This is a genomic window from Marinobacter sp. MDS2, from assembly GCF_030718085.1.
In the GTDB taxonomy this organism is placed as follows: domain Bacteria; phylum Pseudomonadota; class Gammaproteobacteria; order Pseudomonadales; family Oleiphilaceae; genus Marinobacter.
On the sequence record NZ_JAVAJF010000001.1, the window covers coordinates 1,348,657 to 1,365,588 of the forward strand.

At 55.6% G+C, this 16,932-nt stretch carries 14 protein-coding genes; 1 reads left to right on the forward strand and 13 read right to left on the reverse strand.

Translation table 11 applies throughout. The features are described from left to right. Positions 1–14: 14 nt before the first annotated feature. The 8 genes from Q9245_RS06425 to pqqA all read right to left on the reverse strand — a co-directional run bounded on the left by Q9245_RS06425 (position 15) and on the right by pqqA (position 8,027). Entirely contained in the window at positions 15–1,769 is a 1,755-nt protein-coding gene (locus Q9245_RS06425; protein ID WP_305896355.1) for a NahK/ErcS family hybrid sensor histidine kinase/response regulator, read from the reverse strand. Then, positions 1,753–2,916, reverse strand: a complete 1,164-nt coding sequence (ercA, locus tag Q9245_RS06430; RefSeq protein ID WP_305896356.1) for an alcohol dehydrogenase-like regulatory protein ErcA — start codon at positions 2,914–2,916, stop codon at positions 1,753–1,755. The genes Q9245_RS06425 and ercA overlap by 17 nt, the downstream gene beginning before the upstream one ends. A gap of 82 nt (positions 2,917–2,998) precedes the next feature. Continuing rightward, entirely contained in the window at positions 2,999–4,834 is a 1,836-nt protein-coding gene (locus tag Q9245_RS06435; RefSeq protein WP_305896357.1) for a S9 family peptidase, read from the reverse strand. Continuing rightward, positions 4,815–5,948, reverse strand: coding sequence for a pyrroloquinoline quinone biosynthesis protein PqqE (pqqE, locus tag Q9245_RS06440; RefSeq protein ID WP_305896358.1), 1,134 nt, complete (start codon positions 5,946–5,948; stop codon positions 4,815–4,817). Before pqqE ends, Q9245_RS06435 begins: the two co-directional genes overlap by 20 nt. Further along, on the reverse strand, positions 5,945–6,208 hold the full coding sequence (gene pqqD / locus Q9245_RS06445; RefSeq protein ID WP_305896359.1) for a pyrroloquinoline quinone biosynthesis peptide chaperone PqqD: 264 nt from the start codon (positions 6,206–6,208) through the stop codon (positions 5,945–5,947). The genes pqqE and pqqD overlap by 4 nt, the downstream gene beginning before the upstream one ends. 10 nt (positions 6,209–6,218) lie before the next feature. Then, on the reverse strand, positions 6,219–6,974 hold the full coding sequence (gene pqqC, locus Q9245_RS06450; RefSeq protein WP_305896360.1) for a pyrroloquinoline-quinone synthase PqqC: 756 nt from the start codon (positions 6,972–6,974) through the stop codon (positions 6,219–6,221). Positions 6,975–6,982: 8 nt separating this feature from the next. Next, a complete protein-coding gene (pqqB, locus tag Q9245_RS06455; RefSeq protein WP_247060356.1) occupies positions 6,983–7,900 on the reverse strand; it encodes a pyrroloquinoline quinone biosynthesis protein PqqB in 918 nt (305 codons plus the stop codon). Positions 7,901–7,955: 55 nt separating this feature from the next. Next, positions 7,956–8,027, reverse strand: a complete 72-nt coding sequence (gene pqqA / locus Q9245_RS06460; RefSeq protein WP_007153157.1) for a pyrroloquinoline quinone precursor peptide PqqA — start codon at positions 8,025–8,027, stop codon at positions 7,956–7,958. Positions 8,028–8,259: 232 nt separating this feature from the next. Here pqqA and Q9245_RS06465 point away from each other — a divergent pair, with 232 nt between their 5' ends. After that, the gene (locus Q9245_RS06465; RefSeq protein ID WP_305896361.1) at positions 8,260–10,386 is read left to right on the forward strand and encodes a NosR/NirI family protein; all 2,127 of its coding nucleotides are present in this window, start codon (positions 8,260–8,262) and stop codon (positions 10,384–10,386) included. A 16-nt stretch (positions 10,387–10,402) separates the two neighbouring features. Here Q9245_RS06465 and Q9245_RS06470 read toward each other — a convergent pair whose 3' ends face one another. The 5 genes from Q9245_RS06470 to Q9245_RS06490 all read right to left on the reverse strand — a co-directional run bounded on the left by Q9245_RS06470 (position 10,403) and on the right by Q9245_RS06490 (position 16,906). Further along, the gene (locus Q9245_RS06470) at positions 10,403–11,386 is read right to left on the reverse strand and encodes an MDR family oxidoreductase (protein ID WP_305896362.1); all 984 of its coding nucleotides are present in this window, start codon (positions 11,384–11,386) and stop codon (positions 10,403–10,405) included. A 46-nt stretch (positions 11,387–11,432) separates the two neighbouring features. Further along, the gene (locus Q9245_RS06475; protein ID WP_305896363.1) at positions 11,433–12,071 is read right to left on the reverse strand and encodes a TetR/AcrR family transcriptional regulator; all 639 of its coding nucleotides are present in this window, start codon (positions 12,069–12,071) and stop codon (positions 11,433–11,435) included. A gap of 232 nt (positions 12,072–12,303) precedes the next feature. Next, positions 12,304–13,824 (reverse strand): aldehyde dehydrogenase family protein, encoded by a 1,521-nt coding sequence (locus Q9245_RS06480; RefSeq protein ID WP_133007378.1) that lies wholly within the window; start codon positions 13,822–13,824, stop codon positions 12,304–12,306. Positions 13,825–14,028: 204 nt separating this feature from the next. Further along, positions 14,029–15,804 (reverse strand): PQQ-dependent methanol/ethanol family dehydrogenase, encoded by a 1,776-nt coding sequence (locus tag Q9245_RS06485; protein ID WP_305896364.1) that lies wholly within the window; start codon positions 15,802–15,804, stop codon positions 14,029–14,031. 145 nt (positions 15,805–15,949) lie between these two features. Continuing rightward, positions 15,950–16,906, reverse strand: a complete 957-nt coding sequence (locus Q9245_RS06490; RefSeq protein ID WP_305896365.1) for an ABC transporter substrate-binding protein — start codon at positions 16,904–16,906, stop codon at positions 15,950–15,952. Between the last annotated feature and the right edge of the window lie 26 nt (positions 16,907–16,932).

A 16,932-nucleotide genomic window follows, 5' to 3' on the forward strand; every position in this document is an offset into this window, starting at 1 on the left:
AAAGAACAGCCCCTTCAAGTGGATGACGATGTGACGAAACTGGTTAACAACGCCCTCAACCGATTAGGTTTGACTGGTTTATTCAGCACAGGCAGATACTGTGCTCGCAATAAAGCACGGACCTCATCGCTTCGGTCTGCCGTTATGATTGCGCCGGGGACATCTTCCCCCAGGTACTTTCGCACTTGATGAATGGCGTCAAATCCCGTCTGTTCATCGTCCAGATGGTAGTCTGCGAGAATGGCTTTCGGGCGTTGTCCGGTTCGCGCAAGTTCCACCAGAGCTTCTTCGCGACTGAGAACAGGCATGACCTCACACCCCCAGCGTTCCAACAGCATCTGCATACTTTCGAGCACCGAAGGTTCGTTATCAATGACCAGTACCAAAGCGCCGTCAAAGCCTTCTCGCAACCCGGAGGCAGCCGCGCGCGGCGGAACTTTTTCAAACCGGGCGGCTGGGGTTCTCGGCAGCGTCAGCGTGAACCGGGATCCCCGGCCCAACTTTGACGCCACGTCAATTCGACACCCCAATACACCTACCATCCGCTCCACGATGGCCAGGCCCAACCCCGCGCCTTGGCGCCCGCCAGCACCTTTCGGCAGCACCTGATGGAACTCGGCAAAAATATCCCGGAGTTTCTCGGGCGCGATTCCCACACCTGTGTCCCAGACTTCCAGCCGCACACTCTCACCCAGCACTCTCACCGCCAGCAAAACGCCGCCTTGTTGCGTATAGCGAAACGCGTTGCTCAAAAGGTTCCGAACAACACGGGCCAGCATGCGCTGATCGGTGCGAACGACAGCAGAGGTACTTCGGATACGAAATGCCAGATTCGCGTTGGCGGCCACGGCGGCAAACTCTTCCCCCAGATCCCGCACCAGCTCGTTTATATCGAGATGAATGAGGTCCGGTTTCATTGCGTGTTGGTCCAATTTAGAAATATCGAGGAGATCCGCCAGCAGCTCTTCAGCGCCTTCCAGCGCTCGATGGGCTTGCCGGACCATACGGTCTTCTTTCTCCGGCAAGGAGCTTTCCTGAAGCGCTGACACCATCAAACGCGCGGCATTCAAAGGCTGCAGCAGGTCGTGGCTGGCCGCCGCCAGATATTTATCTTTGCTACGATTTGCCTCTTCCGCAGCGTCCTTGGCTAGCACCAGTTCCCGCTCAATTTTTTCGCGCTCTTCAATCTGATACCGCAAATCAACGTTGGCGTTGTGAAGGGCGTCGGTGCGTTCCAGAACCCGGTGTTCCAGCTCTGCATTTAACTGTTCCAGCTTGTGACGCGCGTGAACTCGCTCAGAAATATCGGCGACGAAGGTTTCGACAACTTCGGGGCCCAGATCCGGCCTCCTCAGCATGGTGATGGCGACATCCACCGGAGATTGGTCCGCGCGCCGAAACCGGGTTTCCCGTGCATTCAGGCTTCCACGATCCAGCAACTCTTGGCGAAGCGCGTCGAAATCTGCTGCGCTAAAAAAAAGCTGCTCTCGCAATCGCACAATGCTGTCTTGTAATTGCTCTGCGCTGTCATAACCGCAAATGCGGGCCATCGCCGGGTTACAGGCCACAAAACCGCCTCGAAGATTAGCTTGGAATATCCCATGAAGCGCATTCTCGAACAGCCATTTATACCGATTGCGCTCCTGTTCGAGTTCGTCAATTCGTTGCTGAAGTGCCGGGTAATAATTTTTCCGTACGGATTGTCGGCCCAGCCCTAACAGATCGCCTATGCCGTATTCGCTTGGAACGGAATCAGAGGGCTTCTTCATAAACCACCTGAACGTCCCTCAGCGACGACTTTCGAGGGTTAGTCAGTATGCAGGGATCCTTCAAGGCATAGCCAGAGAGGTAAGGAATGTCAGACACGCTCACGCCTAACTCATTCAAACGCGCTTCCAACCCGAGTGTTTTCTTAAGTGAGATGATTCGCGACATCAAGCGTTTTTTGACCAGCGCATTAGACATACCCCGGGTATCAATATCCATCGCCTCGGCCACTCGCCGAAAGCGATCCTCCGCCGAGGCGAAGTTATAAGCGACGACGTGTTCGAGCAGAAGCGCATTACACAACCCGTGGGGCAGGTCGAGAAATCCGCCCAAACTATGGGACATGGCGTGCACCGCGCCAAGGATAGCGTTCGAGAACGCAAGCCCCGCCTGCATGGACGCAAGCATGATTTGTTCCCTAAGCACCGGATCAGACGGGTTTGCCACCAAAGGCTCTAAGTTGCGGTTAATCAAGCGGATGGCTTCCAACGCATGCGTATCGGTGAGCGGCCCACTCCCGGTAGAAACGAAGGCTTCAATCGCGTGAACCAAAGCATCTACGCCCGTGCAAGCGGTAAGATACGACCCCATGGTTTCCGTCACCTCGGGATCGATCAGGGAAACATCCGGAACCACCGCTTTACTGATGATGGAGAATTTGAAGCGGCGATCTGGATCCGAAATGATCGCGAACTGGGAAACATCGGCCGAGGTCCCGGCCGTGGTAGGTATCAAGATCAGAGGCGGCGGCGGATTGGTAATGGTATCCACACCTTCAAACTCGAGAATACTGCGCCCGTGAGTTGCAACAATGCCAATGCCCTTGGCGCAATCCATGGGACTACCACCACCAATGGCAACAATTACGTCGCACTGGTTGGCCAGGTACTGCTCCGCCCCGGCCATCACCTCATCTACCTTCGGGTTGGGTGAGATTGCTGTAAACGTCGTACTTTCAAGCCCCGACTCGGCCAACAACAGCTCTATCTCGCGTACCCAACCCGCGGCTTTTACACCCGGATCAGACACCAAAAAGACATGCCGCGCGCCAAAGTTTGCGGCGAAGTTCGCAACCGACCGTCTGGAGCCGGCCCCAAATACGATTTCTGGCGAAACAAACTTGCGCAGGGATGAAATGTCATGACTCATGGCGGCCTTATCAACTCGGTTGTTGTTATAGGTATTGCTGACATACTACCCCATGTTTCAGGGAGCGACACCGGGCTTTTGGCTAACGTCTCCGTCTCGCCAAGCTTGAATAGAACCGCCAAAGCGTGTCAAGTACTTTGACTTGGCTCTCCAAGGTGCGGAATCCGTGCTCCTCTTCATCGAACCAAACAAGCTCTGCTTGCTGGCCAGTCTCTTTAAGGGCCTTAACCATCGAGAGCGTCTGCTCTGGAACAACAACGCGGTCACGCCCACCTTGAAAGAACAACGACGGGCAAGCAATCTGCCTGGCTAGTCGCGCCGGTGTACGAGTTTGCCATCGATGCCCTTTTGGCCCAGGTTCACCTAAAAGCCAATCCAGATAACCGGACTCAAAGCGATGAGTGGCGGCTTTCAACGTTAGCGGGTCGGTAACACCGTATAAACTTGCCAGCCCACTCAGGCGCTGCTCAGGCTGGATAGCCGACATAAGCGCGGTATAGCCCCCCGAGCTTCTGCCCTGAACAAACACCCTGTTGGGATCAACCAAACCAGCGTCGCTGAGCGCAGCTTTCATCCTGAACATATCGCCGACATCGGTCTCGCCCCATTGGCCCGCCAGCGCCTGCCGGAACTCGCGACCAAACCCGGTGCTGCCGGTATAATTTACTTCCGCAACCGCAAACCCCCGCTGACACCAGAACTGCGCCTGGGGATTGAACGTTGCGTAGGCTGCCGACGTTGGCCCGCCGTGGGCGATCAGGATGAGCGGCGGTTTTCCCACAGGCTGCTCAGGCAGGTACAAAAACCCTTGCAACGCATGGATATGCTCGCCTCCAGGTGGCAGCACGATGTTGTCTGGCCATACACAGCTTCTGCCCGCCAGTGGAGCAGGAGCACTGAACAATGGCTGAGCTTGCTGTCCGGCCAAAAGATTCAGTCGCAAAATCGTGTCGCTCAGATCTGGCCTGCGCGCAACACAGTAGAGATCATCACCGCTGACGACGAGATCGCGAAAATCGGTGTAAGCACTGGCAACTTGCCTGATCTCGCCTTTCTGTTCCAGCCATAGCTCACCCATGCCCCGGTGATAGCGGACCCGAGCCCAACCCCCACCCGGCAGAGGGCAAGCGTGTCTTTCTGCCAGCTGCCATGGCGCATTCGCGTGGTCCGTGCTGGAAGAAAGTGCGGGTAACCAATGCAGCTTTCCGCCCTGCCGGACCACCCGATATGGCTGCCACCAACCAAGATGGTCCGAGACAACCCACAGATTTTGTGCCGCAAATTGCGGTTGCTGCACACTGCCCCCTCCGGGCGGCTCTGCTTTGGCAATATTGACCGGCTGACCGGAGCTCCCCAACTCAGCGAGACAGACCCACGATTGATCCCATGGCATATGGGGAGAAAACCACCCAGTCCATGCTATCTGCTGCCCATCCGGACAGATGGCTGGAGCCCCGTAGAAGTCGAATTGATCATCCAGGACCGTCAGACGGCCCAAAAAATCAACGGCGACCAGATCTTGCTCTCCCCGTTTCTCTCGAACAGCTATCCAACGCGGCCGGAGCGGATCGGGCGTGAGCCCGCCCCATGTAGAATCTGGGTCCCTGACCAAAAGCTGCCGTTGGCGGCTCTCCAGATTCATGCTCCAGAGGCATTGATCCTCCGACACCCAACACACGAATTCCGGCGTGACTGCATAAGCGCCGCCACCGTAGCCGTTCAGCCGGCTGCGGATACTGTTCCCCGTATTCAGGCGTTCTGATCGTTGACCGTCATATCGCCAAAGACTGACAAAACCGTCCTCGGGCTCTGTCGCCAACCAGAACAGCGCGCCCCCACTGACCCGCAACTCGGCATACTGTCGCGCCCCCGCACAGGCTTCACGGGCTGAAATCAGGTTACTTTCGGAAAAAGACACGGGAGTTCTTGGTGTTGCGATAAACCAGGTCGTCCAGCCCGGCCGTGGCATGCTCGGCGGCCGTCCGGGCAGCCAGAATTCGGTCGTGATGAGGCGACTTTGCGCACACCGGGTCCGCATTATCGGCATCCCCGGTCAGCAGGTAAGCCTGACAGCGGCAGCCGCCAAAATCTTTGTCTTTTTCATCACAGGAGCGGCAAGGTTCCGGCATCCAGCTGTCGCCCCGGTAATGGTTAAAGCCGGGGCTTTGGTACCAGATTTCTTCGAGCGACATCGACTGTACGTTCGGAAATTCGATGGGAAGTAACCGAGCACTGTGGCACGGCAAGGCCGTCCCGTCGGGTGCTACGGTCAGGAACAAACTGCCCCAACCGTTCATGCAGGCCTTAGGGCGCTCTTCGTAATAATCCGGTGTCACGAAAATCACTTTCATGGGATGGTCTCGTTTCCGTAGATCGTCCCGGAAGCGATTCACCGTTGCCTCGGCGGTCTCTAACTGACCTCGAGAGGGCATCAAGCCTTCACGATTGGCGAACGCCCAGCCATAGTATTGGCAGGTCGCCAACTCGACATAATCCGCCCCGAGACTTTCACACAGCGTGAGAATATCCGCCATCTGATGGATGTTGTGCCGATGGATGACGAAATTGAGCACCATCGGATAGCCCGCTTCTTTCACCGCCCGGGCCATGGCCAACTTCTGTTCAAATGCCTTTTTGGAGCCCGCCACTGCATTGTTCAGTTCCGGGTCTGAGGCCTGAAAACTGACCTGAATATGATCAAGCCCCGCCTCAGCAAAGGCCTGAACCTTGGCTTTTGTGAGCCCTAAACCCGAAGTGATCAAATTGGTGTAATAACCCAATTCCCGGGCACCGGCGATCAGCTCGGGCAGGTCTTGGCGCACCAATGGCTCACCGCCGGAAAAGCCCAGCTGGGCTGCGCCCATGGCGCGCCCCTGCCGAAGCACGTCCAGCCACTGTTCGGTCGAGAGTTCTTGCTCACGGTCGGCGTAATCCAGCGGGTTGGAGCAGTAGGGACACTGGAGGGGACAACGATAAGTGAGTTCCGCCAGCAACCATAATGGCGGCCCGGCAGTCGCATCAGAGCAGCTCATAACCATTCAATCCAATGTTGGTTCGCGGCGTCAGCCAAAAACTGTTCGACATCACCTGTCAGAGAACCCGCCTCGGGAAACTTCTCTTCAAGCGCCGCGACTATGTCTTGCTTAGACTGCACACCATCGACTTCCGCCAGAATGGCACTAGCGCTGGCATTCAATTTAACCATGCCTTCGGGATACAACAGCACATGACTTTGTTGAGCCGGTTCCCACTGAAAGCGAAAGCCTCTTCTCAAGTTCGGGATGTCAGCCATAAAAACCTCCTTACACGCCACGATGCCAGACCTGCTTATCCGTCACGGTGTGATAGGGCGGCGTCTTATGGACATAGGCCATAGACATGGCATCCAGCATGGCCCAGAGAATATCGAGCTTGAACTGCAATATCTCGAACGCCCGCTGCTGCTGAGCCTCCGTCACGAAGTGATCCAGGGTAATACTCAAGCCATGTTCCACATCTCGCCGCGCCTCGGATAAACGCTTACGGAAATAGCGATAGCCGCCCTCTTCAATCCACGGATAGTGGGCTGGCCAACTGTCTAACCGGGACTGGTGAATCTCCGGCGCAAACAATTCGGTTAATGACGAACAGGCCGCTTCCTGCCAGGTCGCGCGGCGAGCAAAGTTAAGGTACGCATCCACGGCAAACCGCACCCCCGGCAACACGTGTCGCTGGTCAATCACCTCTTCCCGCGTCAGTCCTGTGGCTTCAGCCAGCTGTAACCAAGCCTCAATACCACCGGCCGAATCCTCGTCACCGTCATGGTCCAGAATCCTCTGCATCCACAACCGTCGTACCGCTGCATCCGGGCAGTTGGCCATGATGGCTGCATCTTTTTGGGGAATGTTGATCTGATAGTAATAACGGTTAGCCACCCAGCCTCGAATTTGCTCCGGTGTGCAGGCACCGCTGTACATGGCGCGATGGAGAGGGTGATGAATGTGGTAAAAAGCGCCTTTCGCCCGCAACGCTTTTTCAAAACTTTCTCGATTCAGGACGGTGCTGACTTTCGCGTTCATAGCAGGCCTCACAACTCAATCTGCATACCGTCCCACGACACTTCGATGCCGTGCGCCGCTAATTCAGCACGCTCCGGTGAGTCTTCGTTCAGGATCGGATTGGTGTTGTTGATGTGAATAAGAATCTTGCGGCTGGCGGGCAGACTGTCGAGCAATTCGATCATGCCGCCTTCGCCCGCTTGAGCCAGATGCCCCATTTGCTGGCCGGTTCGGGTACCGACTTCCTGACGAATCATCTCATCGTCGTGCCAGACGGTTCCGTCTACCAATAAAACATCGGCTTGCTGCATCCATGCCCGGATGCGTTCGTCCGGCTGACCAAGGCCCGGTGCGTAGAGCAGAGATTTATTCGCAACACGATCCCGAATGAAAAGGCCAATGTTGTCGCCCGGGTGCGGGTTATCACGGCGAGGCGAGTATGGCGGCGCATTACTGAGCAACGGAATTGCCGTCAGCTCCAGTGAGGGTGCGCAAGGAATAGTGAAAGGATCTTGTTCCGAAGCATGGACTTCACACCAGTTGAGCCCGCCGTTCCAATGCTTAAGCATCTCGAACAACGGAAAACCGCTGCTCAGATCATCACGAACCTGCGGCGTGCACCATACATCGAGGGGCAGTCCCTCACGCAGAGATAACAAGCCGGTGGTGTGGTCGACCTGGCTGTCCATCAACACGATGGCAGAAATACCGGTATCGCGTAGAGCTCGGGCCGGCTGCATGGCTGGAAAATCGGCTAACTGCGCTCGAATATCAGGTGAGGCGTTAAACAGAATCCAGTGTTCACCATCGTCACTGATGGCTATGGATGATTGGGTGCGGGCACTGGCATTGAGGCTGCCGTCACGGAACCCGGAACAGTTAGAACAATTACAGTTCCACTGAGGAAACCCGCCGCCCGCTCCAGAGCCCAGAATACGAATGTGCATACAAAACCTCCTGAGCCGGGATCAAACAGCCAGCCAAAGGCTGGCCATCTGTTACTCAGCGGTTAGCAAAGTACATGGTGACTTCGAAACCGATGCGCAGGTCTTCATAAGCTGGTTTGGTCCACATGATGATCACCTCTTGTCATGATTATTAGTGCGTTGCATGTATGTATCCACACCCTTGGAAAGCCGAAGGGTACGATTTCATGCTAATGACAGAGGACCACTATCCATATGGTACTTTGGAACTGTTTTAGACCGCCTTAAAGTAGCAGCGCTTTGGCCCGCTGGTTCAATTGAGACTCCCCCTCAGGCACCTAACATGAGACAGATACAATAATAATGTCAGGAGAAGTCTTATGGCCGGGCGCTTGCTGCTCATCATCTTGATGGCATTCCCTTTATCAGGGCATACCGCGGAGGTACCTCGGGAAACCAAAGAGGTTATACAGGCGCTGTTTCCTTCAGCAACCGTCATTGAAGACAAGCTGCCGGACTTTCCCGTTTACCCGGTGTACCAATTACAGGAGCTGTTGGGCTACGCCTACGTCTCCACAGACTTCACCAAACTTCAGGGCTTTGCCGGAAAGCCGATCACCATGATGATCGGACTGGACACCAAAGGCCGCTTCACCGGGGTGAAAGTTCTGCACCATCACGAGCCGGTCTTCCTACACGGCCTGGGCGAAGCGCCACTGACCGAGTTTGTGAACCAATACGAAGGCAGCGCTCTGACCGAACAGATCATCGTGCAGGCTTCCAGTCGCTCGGCGCGCAGCAACACCGGCGATCAGGTGTACTTCGACGGGGTCAGCAAAGCGACTGTTTCCGTGCTGATTATCAGCGACACCATTCTTTCCTCGGCGCTTCAGGTCGCTCGAAACAAGCTCGAAGGCTTTACCCAAGCAGCCCCCACACAAGCCCGGCAAGATTTCTATGAGCCACTGAATTGGCAGCAGATGCTGGAACGGGGTTACATCAACAAAGTCGCCATTTCTTCGCACGAGGTCGAAGCAACTCTCGAGCGCCCATTGTCGGACTACCCCATGGATCTCGAACCGGAGCCCGGCGAACCTTTTACCGAACTCTATTATGCCTACATGAACTCACCAATGGTGGGTCGCAACCTGCTGGGCGATCAGGCCTACGCGTCATTCCTTGAGCGCCTGAATGACCAAGGCAAGGTAATGTTGCTTATGTCTCGAGGGGTTTTCCAGCATGTGAGCCCGGACTTTGTCCCCGGCAGCACTCCCAGCCGGACGGGGTTGAATCAGGGCCAGCTGGCCATCGAGCTACGGGATCTGAACTGGCTGGAAACCGGGCAAACTCTTGCCGCACCCGGAGCCCCCGTCATGGACGCGATGAATCTGTTTCGAGTGGGCGGAAACGCCGGTTTCAACCCCGGCGCCGAGGCCAGCTTTCACCTGGACGTATCTCTGCCACGCAATCACCTGATCACTGATAACGCCCGTTTCACCATGCCCGTTGCGTTTGCCGATGAGCTATTTGAAACGGTGGAGGTGCAAGCGGATCCGCGCCAAAATCGCGAGCCGGTTTGGGTGGGTCTTTGGAAAGAACGCGGGTGGCAAATCGCTTTGTTGGTGGCCGCTTTGTCGATACTCACGGTATTTTTTGCCCGCCAGAAAACCCTGACCCGCCACCCGAAACTGGTGCAACGGTTCCGCTGGGGATTCCTGTTCTTCACGGTGTTCTTTATTGGCTTTTACGCCCAAGGCCAGCTGTCTGTGGTGAACATTTACACTCTGTTCCTGGCGCTGTGGGACGGTTTTTCCCTGAACGTGTTCCTGCTGGACCCGGTCATTTTCATTCTCTGGATTTACACCTTCGCCACTCTGTTTATCTGGGGACGCGGTTTATTTTGCGGTTGGCTATGCCCCTTCGGGGCCCTGCAAGAAATGGCCTCCTGGCTCGGACAAAAACTCGGTTTGCGTCAGGTTAAAATTCCGGAACACTGGCATCGCCGACTTATCCTGCTGAAATACCCAATTCTGCTGACGCTGGTCGGTACCGCGTTCTATTCATTAACACTTGCAGAACAGTTGGCCGAGGTCGAGCCGTTCAAAACCAGCATTACCCTGCACTTTGTACGGTATTGGCCCTTCGTAGCGTACGCCGCCATTCTGCTGGTCATCGGCATGTTTGTGCACAAATTCTACTGCCGATACCTGTGCCCGCTAGGCGCCGGGCTTGCTGTACTGGGGCGCTTCCGTCTGTTCAGCTGGCTGGATCGGGTCAAACGATGCGGGCAACCCTGCCAGCACTGCAAGAACGAGTGTGGCATCAATGCCATCCGAAAAGATGGTCGTGTGGATTACGACGAGTGTATTCAGTGCTTGGAATGCGTGGTGATATTACGTGACCAGAACCAGTGCGTGGATGCCATTGTTCGCAACAAACAACAGCAAAAACAGGCAAGGATTCTGGCCACGGATGCTACACCACATCAGACCTCAGCAGCGCATTGAAACGCGCTGCCGGGGGCTATTCGGCTACGGGGATCACGATGCGCCCACGAATGGTTCCGTCCATAAACTGGCTCGCGGCCTCGATGGCCTCATCAAATGGCACTTCGGTGATCATGCTGTCCAGCAGTTCCGGGGAAAGGTCTTGCGCCAGCCGCTCCCAAGCCTCTAGGCGGTCCTTTTTGGGTGCCATGACACTGTCGACACCGCACAAGGTAACGCTCCGGAGAATAAAAGGCGCGACCGTCGCAGGGAAGTCCATGCCCGCAGCCAGCCCACAAGCCGCGACAACGCCTCGATACTTCATACCAGCGCACACGCTGGCCAGAACATGACCCCCAGCAACATCAATTGCACCCGCCCAGGTTTCCCGGGCCAAAGGCTTACCCGGCTCGCTCAATTCCGCTCGATCCAGAATCTGTTTGGCGCCAAGAGATCTGAGATAACTTTCCTCTTCTAGCTTACCTGTTACCGCCGTCACCGAATAGCCTAACTTGGCCAGAATCGCGACGGCAACACTGCCGACGCCGCCGGTTGCGCCAGTGACTAAGATGTCGCCGGAATCCGGTGTGACGCCGTGTTTTTCCAACGCCAACACGCACAACATCGCGGTATACCCTGCGGTGCCGATGGCCATGGCCTGGCGCGTTGTAAACGATGCTGGTAGCGGAATCAGCCAATCACCTGACAAGCGCGCTTTCTGAGCAAGGCCACCCCAATGTTTTTCACCGACACCCCAGCCGTTGAGCACGACTTCATCACCGGCTTTAAACTCCGGGTTGGATGATTCAGTGACCACACCGGCCAAATCAATGCCCGGAACCATCGGGTAGGATTTCGCAATCGGAGCAGTGCCAGTAATCGCCAATGCATCCTTGTAGTTCAGCGTGCTGTAGGCGACATCGACGGAGACATCACCTTCCGGCAACCAAGCCTCGTCAATGGATTTTAGGGACACTTGCTGGTCGCCCCGGCTGCCTTCCATCAAAATACCTTTGAACATATTGCCTCCAACGATTCTGTTTTGTGATTTGAATCAGGCTGCTTGATCAGCAACCACGCACCAACGCCATAAAGCCGCTGGCAAATTGCTCCAGAGGTTGCGAGGACTGCTCGAGCTTGGCGCGCAATACCGCGCCCTCCCAACCAATCCAGAAAAACTGTGCCATCTGCTCCGGCACCAAGTGCTGGGGAGCCTCCCCCGCCTGTCGGGCTTCTTCAAGTACCCGGGCTATCCGGGCTTCCCAATCTCGGAATACATCACTTAGCAGGCCGCGAAAACTCTCCGGCAGCGCAGCCATTTCCTGCCCCATATTTCCGATCAGGCAACCGCGCCTGTAATCGAACTTTTCCATGCCAAGCTTGGCGTCTTCCACAAAACCCTGAATTCTGGCAAGCGGTGTCTGGGAACTGTCCGCTAACGAACGTTCCAGCTTGTTGGCGAAAAACAGGCCGTAGGCCTCAATCAGCGCTTTACCGAAAGCTTCTTTGTTGTCGAAGTAATGGTAGAAAGAGCCTTTAGGCACCTTGGCCTGGCGCAAAATTTCATCAAGCCCTGTGTAGGAATAACCCTTCTCTGTTAACGCTGCCAGCCCAACCCCAATCAAAGCCTGCCGGGTGTCCTGATAACCGGCGCTCTGACTTTTAGGGGGCCGCCCTCTTTTGCGCTTGACTGGAAACGTATCCACATCCACTCCTATATTTTAGACCGACCGTCTAATTAATTAGCAAAAGAATACGACCGATCGTCTATTAAATCAAATAAAAAAGGCCCTGGGATCGGGCCAAAAAGAGAGGCAAATCTATTCCCGCGCTCGGAAGAGCGCCCCGGCAGGTGCCGGGTTTAACAAAAGCACAATCCCTGTGCGGTCACACAAAAACGGGACCGGTACGAACCGACCCCTTACTGCCGTTTACAGATCAGAAAAATCCAAGAGGATTAGCGTCGTAGCTGGTCAACATGCACTTGGTCTGCTGATAGTGCTCCAGCGCCATCTTATGGGTTTCACGGCCGATACCGGATTTCTTGTAACCACCGAAGGCTGCATGAGCCGGATACGCGTGGTAACAGTTCATCCATACCCGACCGGCCTGAATATTACGCCCCATCCGATAAGCCAGGTTGGTATCGCGAGTCCAGACGCCGGCACCCAGGCCGAACTCGGTATCGTTGGCGATTGCCAGCGCTTCTTCCTCGGTTTTGAAGGTGGTGACACCCACCACCGGCCCGAAGATTTCCTCTTGGAAAACGCGCATCTTGTTATCGCCCTTGAACAGCGTCGGCTGAATGTAGAAGCCGTTATTGAACTCGCCTTCAAGATGCTCCCGGTCACCACCGGTAAGTACCACTGCACCTTCCTGACGACCAATTTCCATGTACGACATGATTTTGTCGAACTGTTCTTTGGAAGCCTGAGCGCCCACTTGGACCTCGGTATCCAATGGGTTTCCGCGTTTGATGGACTTGGTGCGCTCAACCACTTTTTGCATAAACTCTTCGAACATGTCTTCCTGAACCAGGGCACGGGACGGACAGGTGCAAATTTCACCCTGGTTGAAGAATGCCAACACCAGACCTTCGACACATTTGTCGACAAATTCCGGCTCCGCTTTCATTACGTCGGAGAAGTAAATGTTCGGGGACTTGCCGCCCAATTCAACGGTCGAAGGAATGATGTTTTCCGCCGCGCACTTAAGAATATGGGAGCCCACTGGGGTCGACCCGGTAAAGGCGATCTTGGCAATACGCTTACTGGTGGCCAGCGCCTGGCCGGCTTCGATGCCGTAGCCATTTACAATGTTGATCACGCCTGGTGGCAACAAATCACCAATAATTTCCATCAGTACCAGAATGCTGGCTGGCGTTTGCTCAGCTGGCTTCAGCACCGTGCAGTTACCTGCAGCCAGGCACGGACCCAGTTTCCAGGCGGCCATCAGCAGCGGGAAGTTCCAGGGAATGATCTGTCCAACCACACCCAACGGCTCGTGGAAATGATAAGCCACGGTGTTGTGGTCGATCTCCCCCATGTGGCCTTCCTGAGCCCGCAGACAGCCGGCGAAGTAACGGAAGTGGTCCGCGGCCAGAGGAATATCGGCATTCAGAGTTTCACGAATCGCTTTACCGTTATCCCAGGTTTCTGCAACCGCGAGGGCTTCAAGGTTGGCTTCAATACGGTCAGCGATTTTCAGCAGAATATTGGAACGTTCAGTGGGTGAGGTCCTGCCCCAAGCTGGCGCCGCCTTGTGCGCAGCATCCAAAGCCAGCTCAATATCTTCGGCGCCAGAACGAGCCACTTCGCAGAAAACTTCGCCGGTGACAGGGGTGATGTTCTCAAAGTACTGACCTTTAACCGGAGCTACAAATTCACCACCGATGTAATTTCCATAGCGGGATTTAAATGAAACAACGGAGCCTTCCTTACCGGGTTGTGCGTAGATCATGAGGTTGACCTCTTTGTTGTGTTTGTCGCTTGGCAACGCGGCCTTTCGCGTTTACGTATTCAATGTAGTCGCCACACGCTGATTCGTGAATGATTCGTTGGAGGGGAACCACTGGTACCTTGGTAGTAGATGCCGGGGTGCCAGCAATCGCAAAGATAAAAAAAGGGCCACCCGCGGGCAGCCCGAAGAGACACTCAACTCAGCTTATTTAGCGGCAACACGATCCTTCGGCAGCTTGAACGTCCAGACCATACCACCCTGGTTGAAATCCTTGACCACCTTGGCCACTTCCCCGCCCCAAAGGGGTACAGCACCACCCCAGCCAGAGAGGACAGACACGTACTGTTCGCCATCCATGGTCCAGGTGACCGGTGTACCAACCACGCCTGAACCGGTATTGAACTTGTAGAGTTCTTCGCCGGTCTTCGCATCAAAGGCTTTCAGGTAGCCTTCCGGGGTTCCTGTGAACACCAGGTCTCCCGCAGTGGTCATTACGCCACCCCAAAGAGGGGCCGGGTTCTCGTAGCGCCAGACTTCCTCACCAGTTTTCGGATCCATGGCCCGGAGCACGCCGATATAGTCTTCATTCGCGGGCTTGATGGTGAAGCCAGCACCCAGGAAAGCCGCGCCCTTCTTATAGGAAACTGGCTCGTTCCAGATGTCCATCGACCACTCGTTCGACGGTACGTAGAAGAGCTCGGTTTCCGGGCTGTAGGCCATAGGCATCCAGTTCTTGCCTCCCAGGAAGGCCGGTTGGGCCACAACCGTTTCACCCTTGCCTGCCTCAGAGTTCGAGGGGTCACCAGGGCGACCGTTTTCGGCAAAGATCGGCCGGCCGGTTTCCGGATCCAGGCCTTCGGCCCAGGTGATCTTGTCGACAAACGGGAAGCCGCGAATGAAATCACCGTTCTCGCGGTTAAGCACGTAGAAGAAGCCGTTACGGTCAGCAGTAGCCGCCGCTTTGATGGTCTTGCCGTTTTCCTTAAGATCAAACGAGATCAACTCGTTTACGCCATCGTAATCCCAGCCGTCATGGGGCGTGGTCTGGAAGTGCCACTTGATGCTGCCATCATCAGGATCAATGGCCAGGCGTGAAGACGAGAACAGATTGTCGCCCGGGCGCAGATGAGAGTTCCAGGGAGCCGGGTTGCCTGTGCCAAAGAACAGAGAGTCGGTCTCTTCATCGTAGGTGCCGCCCAGCCAGGTTGCAGCACCACCATTTTTCCACATATCGCCCGGCCAGGTCTGTCCGGCTTTACCACCAGAAATACCGCTCTCGATTTTCTTGCCGTCTTTGTAGACGTACCCCATGTGGCCTTCAACGGTCGGACGGGTCCACATCAGGTCACCAGTGTTAGCGTCGTAGGCTTCTACCTTACCCACAATACCGAATTCACCGCCGGATACGCCGGTGATCACTTTGCCCTTAACAATCAGTGGTGCAGCTGTGATGGCATAACCTGCCTGGTAATCAGCTACTTTCTTGATCCACATGGGCTTGCCGGTGTCTTTATTCAGCGCCACCAGCTTTGCGTCCAGGGTGCCGAAGATCACCTTGTCGTTATACAGCGCCACACCCCGGTTAACCACGTCGCAGCAAGGCATGATGCCATCCGGCAGCCGGGCATCGTACTGCCAGATTTCCTCACCGGTCTTCACATCAATGGCATAGACACGGGAATAGGAAGCCGTTACATACATCACGCCGTCCTTGATCATGGGCTGGGATTCCTGCCCCCTCATTTTCTCACCACCAAAGGCAAAGCCCCACACCGGCTGCAGGTGTTTTACATTGTCGGTATTCAGGTCCGTCAGCGGGCTGAAGCGCTGGCCCTGGAGGCCCATGCCATAGCTAACGATGTCGTCGGTGGTTTCGGCGTCTTTCAGAATATCTTCATCGGTTACCGCATGGGCCCCGCAGGATACGGCCAGTGCCAGTGCACTGGCGGCAATGCGAATCCCGAATTTGTTCGATCTCATGGTTGCGCTCTCCAAGTCTCTTGTTGTCAGTTTCGAGCCGAACCGGGAAGTTTTCCCGACCCTGCGTTGATTTTTCGCAAACCTCGCAAACTCAACAATTGCCCCCACGGACAGGTTTTCTCATCACTTGGTAGTAAGACCCGCCCTATTTCTGGCCTTCTGCCTGCGCAATGGCTTCCTCACTCAGGAAATCCCGGTAATAGCCCGGCACGCTGTAAGCAAGCTCCATTCCGGTGAAAGCCTCACTAAGGGTTCCCTCGGTAACCAGTCGATTAACAATTCCCTCAATGGCATAACCCAGCTGACGGTGGGTATGCTTGACCGCCATCCCCACATCCCAGACCTGCTTCATCAACCCCGGGAAACCATTCTGGGCCTGCATAAAGGCCTCATTCTCAGGCTTTGCCAGCTCATGGTGGATTTCTGCTCGCATCCCCATAACGGCACTGACCTCGCCATTGCGCATGGCTTCAAACGCTGCCCTGACGTTGGGGTAGTGGCGCACCTGGTTGCGCATTCGCCCCTGCAACGCGGAACTCAGATAGAAATCCGGCAAGGTATCAATCTCAACACCGATGGGGTGGTACTGGAACACCGCCACGGTATCGACGGTATCGAGCTTTTCCGGGTTATAGGCAATTTGCCAGGTTTCCTGCTGGTAGGGGCCGAACAGCACCACCTGCTCATTGATGTATTCACCGGTGGAATCCTGCATGTAGGCGTACTGCTTGTCGTAAGGCACCCGCATCATCACGTCCGCCAGCCGCTGCTTGTCCAGGTAGTGGCCTTTCCACACGTTGTTGCGCAGGTCATCTCCCAGCTCTTCGTCCGGGATGATCCAGTGCACTCGGAACTCCACACCCATTTCCTGTGCAATCAGCTTCCCTAGTTCCACATCAATACCCCGGGGCTGCCCATCCACCTCATAGGAGTAGGGAGGAAAGTCCCGATATACCCCCACTTTCAGGTAACCGGAATCCAGAACGATATCGTAAGTGCGATCCGCCGGCCGGTTCAGCAGCTCGTCACCATCGTTAACCTCCCGGGCCACCACGGGCAGCGACAAGAACACAGAGATCAGAAAGGATAGAATTGTTTTCATTATTGGTTCCCCCAACGACAGCGAGC